At 69.9% G+C, this 14,102-nt stretch carries 10 protein-coding genes, 2 pseudogenes and 1 riboswitch; of the genes and pseudogenes, 7 read left to right on the plus strand and 5 right to left on the minus strand.

The window, feature by feature from the left end:
- Nucleotides 1-161: 161 nt before the first annotated feature.
- On the minus strand, nt 162-1,172 hold the full coding sequence (locus ACIQWG_RS26365) for a polyprenyl synthetase family protein (RefSeq protein ID WP_404100145.1): 1,011 nt from the start codon (nt 1,170-1,172) through the stop codon (nt 162-164).
- A gap of 207 nt (nt 1,173-1,379) precedes the next feature.
- Here ACIQWG_RS26365 and ACIQWG_RS26370 point away from each other — a divergent pair.
- The 4 genes and pseudogenes from ACIQWG_RS26370 to ACIQWG_RS26385 form a co-directional block, all read left to right on the plus strand.
- A pseudogene (locus ACIQWG_RS26370) lies at nt 1,380-2,132 on the plus strand (MFS transporter); the annotation flags it as partial.
- Nucleotides 2,133-2,277: 145 nt separating this feature from the next.
- Nucleotides 2,278-2,861 (plus strand): annotated as a pseudogene (locus ACIQWG_RS26375) (CocE/NonD family hydrolase); the annotation flags it as partial.
- Between the two features lie 44 nt (nt 2,862-2,905).
- The gene (locus ACIQWG_RS26380) at nt 2,906-3,160 is read left to right on the plus strand and encodes a hypothetical protein (RefSeq protein ID WP_404100388.1); all 255 of its coding nucleotides are present in this window, start codon (nt 2,906-2,908) and stop codon (nt 3,158-3,160) included.
- Between the two features lie 270 nt (nt 3,161-3,430).
- A riboswitch (cyclic di-AMP (ydaO/yuaA leader) is annotated at nt 3,431-3,615 on the plus strand.
- 5 nt (nt 3,616-3,620) lie between these two features.
- Complete coding sequence (locus ACIQWG_RS26385) at nt 3,621-4,364, plus strand: transglycosylase SLT domain-containing protein (protein ID WP_404100147.1); 744 nt, start codon at nt 3,621-3,623, stop codon at nt 4,362-4,364.
- Nucleotides 4,365-4,398: 34 nt separating this feature from the next.
- On the opposite strand, the gene ACIQWG_RS26390 is transcribed toward ACIQWG_RS26385, so the two are convergent.
- Nucleotides 4,399-5,229: an HAD family hydrolase gene (locus tag ACIQWG_RS26390; RefSeq protein WP_404100149.1), complete on the minus strand. Its 831-nt coding sequence runs from the start codon at nt 5,227-5,229 to the stop codon at nt 4,399-4,401.
- A gap of 305 nt (nt 5,230-5,534) precedes the next feature.
- On the opposite strand from ACIQWG_RS26390, the gene fahA reads away from it, so the two are divergent.
- Complete coding sequence (gene fahA, locus ACIQWG_RS26395; RefSeq protein ID WP_404100151.1) at nt 5,535-6,755, plus strand: fumarylacetoacetase; 1,221 nt, start codon at nt 5,535-5,537, stop codon at nt 6,753-6,755.
- Between the two features lie 249 nt (nt 6,756-7,004).
- Nucleotides 7,005-7,943, plus strand: coding sequence for a M56 family metallopeptidase (locus ACIQWG_RS26400; protein ID WP_404100153.1), 939 nt, complete (start codon nt 7,005-7,007; stop codon nt 7,941-7,943).
- Nucleotides 7,944-8,005: 62 nt separating this feature from the next.
- On the opposite strand, the gene recQ is transcribed toward ACIQWG_RS26400, so the two are convergent.
- Complete coding sequence (gene recQ / locus ACIQWG_RS26405) at nt 8,006-10,006, minus strand: DNA helicase RecQ (protein WP_404100376.1); 2,001 nt, start codon at nt 10,004-10,006, stop codon at nt 8,006-8,008.
- A gap of 200 nt (nt 10,007-10,206) precedes the next feature.
- Here recQ and ACIQWG_RS26410 point away from each other — a divergent pair, with 200 nt between their 5' ends.
- Nucleotides 10,207-10,806 carry a Uma2 family endonuclease gene (locus tag ACIQWG_RS26410; RefSeq protein ID WP_404100155.1) on the plus strand — a complete coding sequence of 200 codons (600 nt, stop codon included), beginning with the start codon at nt 10,207-10,209 and terminating at the stop codon, nt 10,804-10,806.
- 78 nt (nt 10,807-10,884) lie between these two features.
- Here ACIQWG_RS26410 and nuoN read toward each other — a convergent pair whose 3' ends face one another.
- Both nuoN and ACIQWG_RS26420 read right to left on the minus strand, forming a co-directional pair.
- Nucleotides 10,885-12,534 carry an NADH-quinone oxidoreductase subunit NuoN gene (nuoN, locus tag ACIQWG_RS26415; RefSeq protein ID WP_404100157.1) on the minus strand — a complete coding sequence of 550 codons (1,650 nt, stop codon included), beginning with the start codon at nt 12,532-12,534 and terminating at the stop codon, nt 10,885-10,887.
- On the minus strand, nt 12,531-14,102 hold the full coding sequence (locus ACIQWG_RS26420; RefSeq protein ID WP_404100158.1) for an NADH-quinone oxidoreductase subunit M: 1,572 nt from the start codon (nt 14,100-14,102) through the stop codon (nt 12,531-12,533). Before ACIQWG_RS26420 ends, nuoN begins: the two co-directional genes overlap by 4 nt.

Genomic DNA, 14,102 nt, shown 5'->3' on the forward strand with positions numbered 1-14,102 from the left:
CGGCCAGGGGTGGGACCGCCAGGGGTCAGGGATGGGACCGCCAGGGGTCAGGGGTGGGACTGCCAGGGGTGGGGACGGCCAAGGGTGGCGAGGCCAAGGGTCTGGACAGCCGAAGGTGGAGACGGCCAAGGGCGGGAACAGTGGGTGTGACGGGGGCGGCGCTACCCGGCCCGGTGCACCACCGCGTCGCACAGCTCCATCAGGCCGGCCTTCGCGGCACCATCCCGCAGCGGCGCCAACGCGGCCCGAGCGTCCTCCACATACCGCACCGCGTCCCGCCGGGCCTGCTCCAACGCCGGATGCTCCCGAAGCCGGGCCACCGCCTCCGCGAGCCGTGCGTCATCGCTGAGATCGGAGTCCAGCAGCTCGGACAGCGCGACATCCTCCGCCAGCCCCAGCCGCTCGGCCCGCTCCCGCAGCCGCAGCACCGGCAGCGTCGGAATGCCCTCGCGAAGATCCGTCCCCGGCGTCTTCCCGGACTCGCGGGAGTCGCTCGCGATGTCCAGCACGTCGTCGGCGAGCTGGAAGGCGACGCCCAGCCGCTCCCCGTACTGGGTCAGCACATCGACGACCGTCTCGTCGGCGCCCGACATCATCGCCCCGAACCGGCACGACACCGCCACCAGCGACCCGGTCTTCCCGCTCAGCACATCCAGGTAGTGCTCGACCGGGTCCCGCCCGTCCTGCGGCCCCGCGGTCTCCAGGATCTGCCCGGTGACCAGCCGCTCGAACGCCTCGGCCTGCACCCGCACCGCCTCGGGCCCGAGGTCCGCGAGAATGTGCGAGGCCCGCGCGAAGAGGAAGTCGCCGGTCAGTACGGCAACCGAGTTGCCCCAGCGCGCGTTCGCGCTGTCGACACCGCGCCGCACCGTCGCCTCGTCCATGACGTCGTCGTGGTACAGCGTCGCCAGATGGGTGAGCTCGACGACGACCGCCGACGGGACGACCCCCGGCGCATACGGATCCCCGAACTGGGCGGTGAGCATCACGAGCAGCGGCCGGAACCGCTTTCCACCCGCCCGCACCAGGTGCTGGGCGGCCTCGGTGATGAAGGGGACCTCACTCTTGGTGGCTTCGAGCAATCCCTCCTCGACAGCCGCCAATCCGGCCTGGACATCGGCTTCCAGAGCCTGGTCCCGCACGCTCAGCCCGAACGGCCCGACGACGGTCACGAGGGGTCTCCTGTCTGCTGGTGTCTACTGGCGGTTACACGGTTTGTCGATAGGTCGCTGCCATCACTCAAGTCAGCGTATCCGGTCACGTTTCGATCACCGATGCCGCCCACCCGTCCACCACGGGCGGTATCGGATCACGGCCGGTATGTTTTTGATCACCTGATAGGGCCGGATATCCATCGGTTTGTAAGGAAGTAGCGGGCCGTGTCCCGAACCGAGGTCGATGTCCAGCCCGCGAGCGAGCCGCCGCCGCGCGCCGCCCACGCCTTCTTCGGCCGACCCTGAGGCCTTCTCACGCTCTCCGGCCCGGAGGTGTGGGAACGCTTCTCGTTCCTGGGCATGCAGGCCATCCTCGTCCTGCACTTCGCCGACACGATCTCCTCCCGCGGTATGGGCATGTCGGCCGGAACCGCGGCGTCCGTCAACACCGCCCCCGGCACCCTCGTCCATCCGGTGTCCGTCGCCCCCGGCACCCTGGTCCATCCGATGTCCGTCGCCCCCGGCACCCTCGATCATCCGGCGTCCGTCGCCGGCGGGTGACTCGCCGACCGCGTCCTCGGCTCGCACCGGGCGGTGCAGTGAGGCGGCGTCCTGACCGCCTGCGGCCACTACGCCATGGCGGTGCCGAGCGCCCCCATGAACTGGGCGGGCCTCGGCCTGATCAGCGCGGGCACGGGGCTGCTGACGCCCAACGTCTGGGGCTTCTAGGCGGCGGCCATCGGCATGACGTTCGGCCCGGTCCAACACCTCACCGGCCGCCGCCACCTGACCGGACGCAAGCACTCCGCCGATTTCGCCCTGGCCCCCGACACCATGCGCCGGGCGATCCGCCTGATCGCCACCGGCCTCGTCGTCACGGCCGCCCTCGCAGCCCTGCCGGCAGTCGCCGGGCGGCTCACCACGGACCACTTCGTCGACCTGCCGACCCTGGTCTCGGTGATCGCGCCAGCTGCCTTCACCGGCCGGACCATGCCCCTGCGGTTCCTGTCGCTCGCCCGGGTGGCCGCGGGGCTCGCCGTGATGGCCGCGGCGCGTCGGCTGCGCCGCAGGACGTACCCGGTGCGCTGACCGCCGGTCCACCGACCGGACGGGGATCCCGCTCATGCACATCCGTACGTCCTTCCCCTACGAGACGACTCATCCCGACGTGCGCATCCCGCTTTCGGACGGGACGAGCCTGTACGCGCGCGCATGGCGCCCTGTCGTTATTGCGAGGGCCTGCCGACGGACGAGTACTCGGCGACGGAGCCGGCCGACGGGGTCGAGGTCGTCAACTGGCCCGCGGCGCAGCCCTGGTGCGACGGCAAGGTCGGTATGTTCGGCATCTCCTGCGGCGGCTTCAACTCCCTCCAGATCGCGGCCCTCGCGCCGAGCCGCTCAAGGCGATCGTCACGTCTGTTCCACGGACGATCGCTATGACAACGACGCGCACTACATGGGAGGTTCCGTCCTCGCGGTCGACATCCACGCCTGGGCGTCGACGATGCTCGCCTTCGCCCCCCGGCCGCCGGACCCGCAGCACATCGGCGAGTCCTGGCGGGACACGTGGCTCGAACGGCTGGGTTCCCTCGACCCGTTCATCCACACCTGCCTGGAACACCCGACCTGCGACGACCACTGGCGCCACGGCAGTGTCTGCGAGGACCCGGCGCGATCGACGCCGCCGTCCTCGCCGTGGGCGGCTGGAGGTCGACCCGCGCCACGGCGCCACGCGCGCGTACCCGGACGGTATGGAGTGCGCCGAGGACCCGCTGGAGACGTACACGATCGACGAGGCGGACCCACTGCCGGCCCGCGCCCGCTCGGAGTGGTCCGTCCGGCCGCACCGGCCGGAGCTCGCCTGGGAGACGAGGGTGGGCACGCGCTCCGAGATCAGCCGCGACGGGCAGCACTTCGTGACCTCCGACGAGGTGATCCGCACGGAGGGCGAAGAGGTGCTTTTCCGTCGCATATGGGAAATTCGGACTCCACGGGCCGCCGGTTAAAGGCGAGTTGGAGTCATTGCCCGTTTTGCGGTACTTGCGCCTGCCAGTGAATTGGGTCACGCGAGCCCGGCCGGGGACCTGGTCCGGAGCACCCCCTTCCCTCCTTGCCCCGAACGCGAGTTGAGGCTTGGCAACCGCAAAGGATCAAGCACCCCATTCCCCCCAGACCATGGTCAACCCGCACGTCAGGTGACCACAGCACTTGTTCCGGGCATGTGCTCTCGCATACGTTCCCGCTCGTCGGGCGGACGCCTAATCCTGCCGCCGCCCGAGTCATCCCCGACGTAACTCACACACGCGCGGCAGGAGCGGGGGACCCAGGTAAGCCGCCGGACCGTACGCCTTGATGGCTCATCGGACCGGCTAGGGGTGAAGTCGTGCCGCCCTACGGCGGCACGGCCGGGCATCTCCAGCCCGAACCCGACAGCTCACCTCGCAGGCGCCGGAGAGGAACAGCGCCATGCCCCGAGGCAAGCATCGCCGCCCCCGCACCAACCCGCTCACCCGACGTGTCGTCATCGCCGGAACCGGCACCGCGGCCCTCGCTCTCCCGCTCCTGAGCGGGACCACCGCGAGCGCCGCCGAGCCCGCCAAGGCCCCCAGCGCCGCGGTGAAGGTCGACTCGGTCGCGTACACCACCAAGAAGGGCGACACGCTCTACGGCATCGCGGACCGCTACGACGCGCAGGGCGGCTGGAAGCAGCTCTACAAGGACAACCGCAAGGCCATCGGCGACGACCCCCGCCTGATCCACCCGGGCCTCGACCTCACGGTCCGGGCGGCGAAGAAGGCGAGCACGCCGGCCAAGACGGCCGACAAGGCGTCCGCGCCCGCCAAGAAGTCCTCCGTCGCCCAGGCGACCCAGTCCTCGGTGAAGACCTACCCGAACAACCTCGACGGCTGGATCCGCAACGCGCTGGACATCATGGCTCAAAACGGAATTCCGGGTTCTTACGAGGGCATTCACCGCAACATCATGCGCGAGTCGTCCGGCAACCCGCAGGCCATGAACAACTGGGACTCCAACGCCGCGGCCGGCACCCCGTCCAAGGGCCTCCTCCAGGTCATCGACCCCACCTTCGCGACCTACCACGTGCCGGGCACCGTGTACGACCCCTTCGACCCGGTCGCGAACATCACGGCCGCGTGCAACTACGCGGCCGCGCGCTACGGCTCGATCGACAACGTGAACGGGCCCTACTAGGAGTAGCAGCCGGGCCACTGGCGCATATCGCCCCTTACTGGACGATATGCGCCATATCTCCCGCGAACAGCCTCTCAAGGACGACGGCGATGCCGTCGTCCTCGTTCGAGAGGGTGATCTCGTCGGCGACCGCCTTGAGTTCGGGATGCGCGTTGGCCATCGCCACCCCGCGGGCGGCCCAGTCGAACATCGGGATGTCGTTGGGCATGTCACCGAAGGCGACGGTGTCCCGCGGACCGAGTCCCAGATGCTCGGCGGCGAGCGCGAGACCGGTCGCCTTGGTGACACCGCATGGCTGGAGTTCGACGGTGCCGGGCCCCGACATGGTGACCGTCGCGAGCGAACCGACCACCGAACGCGCCGTCGCCGCCAACTCGTCGTCCGACAGGCTGGGATGGCGCAGCAGCACCTTGCTGATCGGCTCGCACCACAGGTCGTCGCGGCGTCTGACGCGCACCGCCGGCAGGGTGGGGTGCGGCATCAGGTAGCCGGGCTCGATGAGCGTGAGCCCTTCCACGCCGTCCTGGTCGACGGCCGCGTACACCTGCCCCACCTCGGCCTCGATCTTGCCGAGCGCGGTTTCCGCCAGTTCCCGGTCCAAGGTGACGGACCACAGCAGACAGTCCGCGCCGGCGTCGTACAACTGCGCGCCCTGTCCGCACACCGCGAGCCCCCTGCTGCCCAGGTCGTCGAGCAACGGCCGCACTCTGGGCGCCGGCCGTCCCGTCACGACGAGGTGCTGGGCACCGGCCGCCGCCACCCGCGCGAGCGCGTCGAGGGTCCGGTCGGAGAGCGTGTCGTCGCCGCGGAGCAGCGTCCCGTCCAGGTCAGTGGCGATGAGTGAATATGCGATGGGTGGGGCCATGATCAGAGAATACGGACAGGAAGCCCCATCGACTCGACCTGAACCGGACGGCTGCTTTGTTCACATGTGTTGACACCTAATCCGGTTACCCTTCTGCCTACCCGTCCGCAACTGCCCTCCGCCCCTTGTGATTTCACCCCCACTTGGCGCCGGAGCGCGCCCCGAGCGCCCGCCCGACGCGGCGACCTGCTGTTTCACCGGCTCCGACGACGCGACTTTCGCACTGCCCAAGACCGGTGCCTCACCCGTAACGTGTGGCCCGACCCACTTGGCAGACGGAGCGTATGAGAGTGAGGCAGCACCCCATGCCCCCCTTCGATCTCCCCGAGGGCGACCCCTTCGGCACGCACAACCTTCCGTACGGCGTCTTCTCCCTTCCCGGCTCGGACTCCGCGCGACGGGTCGGCGTCCGGCTCGGCGACCACGTCCTCGACGCGGGCAAGGCGGCCCACGCCCTCGGCTCGCCGTACGCCCCGCTGCTCGCCCAGGACTCCCTGAACCCGCTGCTCGCCGCGGGCCGCACCACCTGGTCCGATGTCCGTCGCGCGCTGACGGCCTGGGTGACGGTGCCCGCGCACCAGGAGGCCCTCCGTGATCTCCTGCACCCCCTGTCCTCGGTGACCTTGCACCTCCCCTTCGAGGTCGCCGACTACGTCGACTTCTACGCCTCCGAGAACCACGCCCGGAACGTCGGCCGGATCTTCCGCCCCGACGCCGAGGACTCACTGACCCCCAACTGGAAGCACCTGCCGATCGGTTACCACGGCCGCTCCGGCACGGTGGTCGTGTCCGGCACGGACGTCGTACGGCCCTCGGGCCAGCGCAAGGCGCCCACCGACGCCGCGCCGGTCTTCGGCCCCTCGGTCCGGCTCGACATCGAGGCCGAGGTCGGCTTCGTGGTCGGAACGCCGTCACGGATGGGCGAGCCGGTCGCACTGGGCGACTTCCGGGAGCACGTCTTCGGCCTGTGCCTGCTCAACGACTGGTCGGCACGCGACATCCAGGCCTGGGAGTACGTCCCCCTCGGCCCGTTCCTCGGCAAGTCCTTCGCCACCTCGGTGTCGGCGTGGATCACCCCGCTGGACGCCCTGGAGGAGGCGATGGTGGCCCCGCCGCAGCGCACGCACCCGCTGCTGCCGTACCTGGACGACTCCGGCTCCGAGACCGAACCCGGTGGCTACGACCTGCGTATCTCGGTGGCCGTCAACGGCCATGTGGTCTCCGAGCCCCCTTTCTCCACCATGTACTGGACGGCCGCCCAGCAGCTCGCCCACATGACCGTGAACGGCGCCTCGCTGCGCACCGGCGATCTGTACGGCTCGGGCACGGTCAGCGGACCCACGGAGGGCGAGCGCGGCTCACTGCTGGAGCTGACGTGGAACGGCCGGGACGCCCTCGAACTCCCCGACGGCAAGCGGACGTTCCTGGAGGACGGCGACGTCGTGACGCTGTCCGCCTGGGCACCGGGGCCCGGTGGCGTTCGGGTCGGGCTCGGGGACGTGACGGGGCGGATCGCGGCGGGGTGACGTCCGCGTCCGGCCCAACTCACGGCCGGTGAAGGGGCGTTCGCGGTCGCGGAGCCGGCGGTCGGTGGGTGCGGAGGCCGGCGCGGGGTCGAGCGGAGCAGGGCATTCGGCGAGTCTTTCCTCCTGACTCCGACGATGGTCACCGTCATACTGGCTGGCGGTGGGAAGCGAGCCGCGAACGGCCTTCGCCGCCCACCGCCCCGCACCGTCGCCAAAGCACCGTCCCGTCCAGGATCCGGAGACCATGGCATGACCGTCTGCATGCTCCTGTTGAGCATCGTCGCCCTGACGGCCGCCGTACCTGTCCCCCAGGCGCTGACCCGGGCGAACTGGCCCGAACGGGAACCCGTGGTCGCCCTCTGGGTGTGGCAGTGCCTGGTCGCCACCGTCCTGCTGTGCTGCCTGACAGCCCTGTCCCTGGGCACCGCCGCCGTCTTCGGCACGGTGCGCGCACAGCTCTTCGCGCCGGCGCCGCCGTCGGTGACGGAGGCGTACGACCTCTCGGCCACGCCCGCCTGGGCCGCCGCCCTCACCCTGCTGCTCGCCTGCGGTGCCGCCTGGACCACCGCGATGCTGGCCCGCGAGCTGGTCGAGACACGCCGGCGTCGCGGCCAGGCCAGGGCCCACCTGCGCGAACGAGCCCCCGACCTGCCGGCAGGACTGGGTTCGGGGCGCGGCCCGCTGCTGGTGCTGGAGGACGAGTACCCGGACGCCTGGTGGATGCCCGGGAGCCCGGCCCAGCTGATCGTCACCACGGGCGCCCTGCACCGCCTGACCGACCACCAGCTCGACGCCGTCCTCACCCATGAGCGCGGCCATGCCCGTGCCCGCCACGACTGGTTGCTGCACCTGTCCACCGCGCTCGCCACCGGATTCCCCCGCATCCCGTTGTTCGCCCACTTCTGCGACCAGACCCACCGGCTGGTCGAACTCGCCGCCGACGACACCGCGTCCCGCCGCTGCGGTCACCTGACGACGGCCCTGGCCCTGATCGAGCTCAACCAGCACCGGGGCGTCCTGTCCTGCGCCTCCACCCACCGTCTCCTGGGCGAGCGAGTGGACCGGCTCCTCCAGCCGCCGCCGCGCCTGGGACGCCGACGCCGAGCACTCACTACGACGGCGGCCGCGCTGGTGCCTCTGCTGCCGCTGCTGATCACGTTCGCGCCCGGGCTCACGGCATTGACGTGACCGTCACGCCGGGGACCGCGGACCCTTCCTAGGCCCAGTCCTCTTCTAGGCCCAGCCCGCTCCTAGGCCCAGTCCTCCGGCTCCGGCTCCGTCTCGGGCCAGTCGTCCATCCCCTGACCGGGCCCGGCATCCGCTTCGGTCGCCGCCCCCGCACCGGACTCCCCCCGCACCGAGGCCAGCACCTCGATCACACCGTCGCCGTAGGTGGCCAGCTTCTTCTCACCGACGCCGCTGACGGTGCCGAGTTCGCGTACGGACGCCGGCCACACGCTCACGATCTCCCGCAACGTCGCGTCGTGGAAGATCACATACGCCGGGACCCCCTGCTCTCTGGCCTGCTCGGCACGCCAGGCCCGCAGCGCCTCGAAGGCCGGCTGCAACTCCTGCGGCAACTCGACCACCGCGGCCTTCGCCTTGCGCTCCCCACGTCCGGAGCCGCCCGACCCGGACCGGGACGTCGCCGGCTTCTTCGGCTCCTTCCGCAGCGGCACCTCCCGCTCGCGCCGCAGCACGGACCCGCTGGCCTCCGTGAGCACGAGCGTGCCGTACTCCCCCTCGACTGCGAGCAGCCCCTGGGCGAGCAACTGTCTGACCACGCCCCGCCATTCGCCCTCTTCCAGCTCCTGGCCGATCCCGAACACGGACAGCTGGTCGTGGTCGAACTGGATCACCTTGCCGGTGCGCTTGCCCAGCAGGATGTCCACGATCTGCACCGCGCCGAACTTCTGTCCCCGCTCACGCTGCAACCGCACCACCGTCGACAGCACCTTCTGTGCGGCGATCGTGCCGTCCCAGGTCTCCGGTGGCGTCAGGCAGGTGTCGCAGTTGCCGCAGCCGACCGGGTCGGGGTCCTGGCCGAAGTAGGCGAGCAGTTGCCCCCGCCGGCACTGGGCGGTCTCGCACAGTGCCAGCATCGAGTCCAGGTGCGCGGCCGCCCGGCGCCTGAACGCCTCGTCGCCCTCGCCGGACTGGATCAGCTTGCGCTGCTGGATGACGTCGTTGAGGCCGTAGGCCATCCAGGCCGTGGAGGGCAGACCGTCACGGCCGGCGCGACCCGTCTCCTGGTAGTAGCCCTCGACCGACTTGGGCAGGTCGAGGTGGGCGACGAACCGTACGTCCGGCTTGTCGATGCCCATCCCGAAGGCGATGGTCGCCACCACGACCAGGCCCTCCTCCCGCAGGAACCGGGACTGGTGCGCCGCGCGCGTGCCCGCGTCCAGGCCCGCGTGATAGGGAACCGCCTCGATGCCGTTGCGGGTCAGGAACTCGGCGGTGGTATCCACGGATTTGCGTGACAGGCAGTACACGATTCCCGCGTCACCGGCGTGCTCGTCCCGCAGGAAGGCCAGCAGCTGCTTCCTCGGGTCCGCCTTCGGCACGATCCGGTACTGGATGTTGGGCCGGTCGAAGCTCGCCACGAAGTGCCGGGCCGTCGGCATGTCCAGCCGCTGGGTGATCTCCTGGTGCGTCGCCTGCGTGGCCGTCGCCGTCAGCGCGATCCGCGGGACGTCCGGCCAGCGCTCGCCCAGCAGCGACAGGGCCAGATAGTCGGGGCGGAAGTCGTGGCCCCACTGGGACACACAGTGCGCCTCGTCGATGGCGAACACCGCGATCTTGCCGCGCGACAGCAGGTCCAGCGTCGAGTCGAGCCGCAGCCGCTCCGGAGCGAGATAGAGCAGGTCCAGCTCGCCCGCCAGGAACTCCGCCTCCACCACCCGTCGCTCGTCGAAGTCCTGCGTGGAGTTCATGAACCCGGCGCGCACGCCGAGCGCCCGCAGCGCGTCCACCTGGTCCTGCATCAGCGCGATGAGGGGCGAGACGACCACGCCCGTACCCGGTCTGACCAGGGCGGGGATCTGGTAGCACAGCGACTTTCCGCCGCCCGTCGGCATGAGCACGACGGCGTCGCCGCCGGCCACCACATGCTCGATGACGGCTTCCTGCTCGCCGCGGAAGGCGTCGTACCCGAAGACCCGATGCAGCGCGCCGAGCGCCTCGCTCCCGGCCGCACCGGCCGCCTCGGTCACCGTTGGCATCTCCCTGATCCCGCCCGTCACACCCATCGCCGTGTCCCCCGTACGTCGTCCCTCGACCACTGCCTCCACGATAGGGGTCACGACCGACAGCGCCGGAGTTATCCACAGGCCCCGCCTCTCGGCCCGCGTCAAGGACACGATCATCGTTCACACGTTCGCGTGGGACCTGCCCGTTTCCGAGGATTAGTCTGATTACACCGGCGAGACTCCGTCCCATGGGAGCACTGATGAGCGTCGCACCGAGGGCGTCCACGCCCAGCTGGCCGATCCCGCCGGAAGGCGGCTGGACCGCCGACGACCTGGACCGCCTCCCGAATCTTCCTCCGCACACGGAACTGATCGACGGAAGCCTGGTCTTCGTGAGCCCGCAGACCTTCTTTCGCCTACGCGCCGTGAGCTTCCTGGAATGGCAGCTTCAGTCCGTGGCCCCCGCCGATCTTGAGGTAGTTCGCGAGTTCACGATCGACATCGATCGCCAGAACAGGCCCGAGCCGGACGTGGCCGTCGTGCGCGCAGAGGTGGTGGAACCGGACCAGACGCGGTTTCCGGCGGAGGCCGTCGTTCTGGCCATCGAGGTTGTCTCGGAGGACTCCGTCTCCCGCGACCGCGAGACCAAGCCCCTGAAGTACGCCCGGGCCAAGATCCCTCACCACTGGCGGATCGAGAACGAGAGAGGCCGCGCAGCGGTCCATGCCTTCGAGCTGGAGCCCACGACCGGTACATACACGAGCGTGGGAATCTTCCGTGAGCCGATGAAGGTGGACGTCCCGTTCCCTGTCGATTTGGATCTCACTCAGATCAAGACGCGCCGAGACAAGGAGCAGTAGCCCGCCCCACATGCAGCAGCGGCCCGGCACACCCTCTGATGGGTGTGCCGGGCCGCTGCTGCGAACGTGGGTGCGGCGTCAGCGCACGAACACCCCCGCCTGTCCCGCCAGATCCAAGAAGTACTGCGGCGCCACTCCCAGCACCAGCGTGACCGCCACGCCCACACCGATCGCCGTGATCGTCAGCGGCGACGGTACGGCTACCGTCGGCCCCTCCGGCTTCGGCTCGCTGAAGAACATCAGGACGATGACGCGGATGTAGAAGAACGCCGCGATCGCCGACGAGATCACACCGACCACGACCAGTGGGCCCGCCCCGCCCTCCGCCGCCGCCTTGAACACGGCGAACTTGCCGGCGAAGCCGGAGGTGAGCGGAATGCCGGCGAAGGCCAGCAGGAACACCGCGAAGACGGCCGCGACCAGCGGTGAACGGCGGCCCAGACCCGCCCACTTGGACAGGTGCGTCGCCTCACCGCCGGCGTCGCGCACCAGCGTCACCACCGCGAACGCCCCGATCGTCACGAACGAGTACGCCAGCAGGTAGAAGAGCACCGAGGACACGCCGTCCGGCGTCGTCGCGATGACACCCGCGAGGATGAACCCGGCGTGCGCGATGGACGAGTACGCCAGCAGCCGCTTGATGTCGGTCTGCGTGATCGCGACGATCGCGCCGCCCAGCATGGTGACGATGGCGACGCCCCACATGACCGGCCGCCAGTCCCAGCGCAGGCCCGGCAGCACGACGTACAGGATGCGCAGCAGCGCACCGAACGCGGCCACCTTCGTCGCCGCCGCCATGAAGCCGGTCACCGGCGTCGGCGCACCCTGGTACACGTCCGGCGTCCACATGTGGAACGGGACCGCGCCCACCTTGAACAGCAGCCCCATGACGATCATCGCGGCGCCGACCAGCAGCAGCGCGTCGTTGCCCATGGTGTCCGCGAGCGCCGGGCTGACGTCCGGCACCGTGCCGTCGACGACCTGTGCGATCGTCGCGTACGACACGGAGCCCGCGTACCCGTACAGCAGCGCGATGCCGAACAGCGTGAACGCGGAGGCGAAGGCCCCCAGGAGGAAGTACTTGACCGCGGCCTCCTGCGACATGAGCCGCTTGCGGCGGGCCAGCGCGCACATCAGGTACAGCGGCAGCGAGAAGACTTCCAGGGCGATGAACAGCGTCAGCAGATCATTGGCCGACGGGAAGATCAGCATGCCCGCGACGGCGAACATCAGCAGCGGGAACACCTCGGTGGTGGTGAACCCGGCCTTCACCGCGGCCTTTTCACTGTCGCTGCCCGGCACCGACGCGGCCTGCGCGGCGAAGGAGTCGACCCGGTTGCCGTGCGCGGCCGGGTCAAGTCGCCGTTCGGCGAAGGTGAACAGGCCGACCAGGGCGGCCAGCAGGATCGTGCCCTGAAGGAACAGGGCCGGTCCGTCGACGGCGATCGCGCCCATCGCGACGATGCCCGACTTGGTCGTGGCGTACCCGCCGGACGCCAGTGCCACGACTCCGGCGAACGCGGCGACGAGCGCCACGGCGGCGACGAAGACCTGCGCGTAGTAGCGCGACCTGCGCGGTACGACCGCTTCGATCAGCACCCCGACGATCGCCGCGCCGACGACGATCAGGGTGGGCGACAGTTGTGCGTACTCGATCTTCGGCGTGTCGATCTTCGAGATCGGGTCGGCCGCGGTTGTCCACAGGCTGTGGACGGCTGTTGCGCTCACTTGGCCGCCTCCACCTCGGGCTGAGGATCCTTCTTGTGTACGTCGGACATGGTCTGCTTGACCGCCGGGTTCACGATGTCCGTGAGGGGCTTCGGGTAGACGCCCAGGAAGATCAGCAGGGCGACCAGCGGGGCGACGACCACGAGTTCGCGCACCCTGAGGTCGGGCATCGCGGAGACCTCCGGCTTCACCGGGCCGGTCATCGTCCGCTGGTAGAGGACGAGCACGTAGAGCGCGGCGAGCACGATGCCGAAGGTGGCGATGATGCCGATCGCCGGGTAGCGCGTGAACGTGCCGACCAGGACCAGGAACTCACTGACGAAGGGCGCGAGCCCCGGCAGCGACAGGGTCGCCAGACCGCCGATCAGGAAGGTGCCGGCGAGCACCGGTGCGACCTTCTGCACACCGCCGTAGTCGGCGATGAGCCGCGAGCCGCGCCGCGAGATCAGGAACCCGGCCACCAGCATCAACGCGGCTGTGGAGATGCCGTGGTTGACCATGTAGAGCGTCGCGCCGGACTGGCCCTGGCTGGTCATCGCGAAGATGCCCATGATGATGAAGCCGAAGTGCGAGATCGACGCGTAGGCGATCAGGCGCTTGATGTCCCGCTGGCCGACCGCGAGCAGCGCCCCGTAGACGATGCTGATCAGCGCCAGGACCATGATGGCCGGCGTCGCCCACTTGCTGGCCTCCGGGAACAGTTGGAGGCAGAAGCGGAGCATCGCGAAGGTGCCCACCTTGTCGACGACCGCCGTGATGAGGACGGCGACCGGTGCGGTGGCCTCCCCCATCGCGTTCGGCAGCCAGGTGTGCAGCGGCCACAGCGGGGCCTTCACCGCGAAGGCGAAGAAGAAGCCGAGGAACAGCCAGCGTTCGGTGTTCGTCGCCATGTCCAGCGTGCCGTTGGCGCGGGCCTCGGCGATCTCCTGGAGGCTGAAGTTCCCAGCGACCACATAGAGGCCGATGACCGCGGCCAGCATGATCAGGCCGCCGACCAGGTTGTAGAGCAGGAACTTCACGGCGGCGTACGACCGTTGCGTCGACGCCACCTGCTCGCCGTGCTCGTGGGCACGGTCCCCGAAGCCGCCGATGAGGAAGTACATCGGGATGAGCATGGCTTCGAAGAAGATGTAGAAGAGGAAGACGTCGGTGGCCTCGAAGGAGATGATCACCATCGCCTCGACGGCCAGGATCAGGGCGAAGAAGCCCTGGGTCGGCCGCCACCGCTTGCTGCCGGTCTCCAGCGGGTCGGCGTCGTGCCAGCCCGCGAGGATGATGAACGGGATCAGCAGCGCCGTCAGCGCGATCAGCGCCACCGCGATGCCGTCCACACCGAGTTCGTAGCGGACCCCGAAGTCCGCGATCCAGGCGTGCGACTCGGTGAGTTGGTAGCGGTCGCCGTCCGGGTCGAAGCGGACCAGGACGGCGATGGCGAGGCCGAGCGTGGCCAGCGAGACGAGCAGCGCCAGCCATTTGGCTACGGTGCGCCGCGCGGCCGGCACGGCGGCCGTGGCGATCGCCCCGATCGCCGGGAGCACCGCCGTGGCTGTCAGCAGAGGAAAGGACAT

Origin of the sequence: Streptomyces sp. NPDC098781 (assembly GCF_044759995.1) — a bacterium.
Lineage (GTDB): Bacteria > Actinomycetota > Actinomycetes > Streptomycetales > Streptomycetaceae > Streptomyces.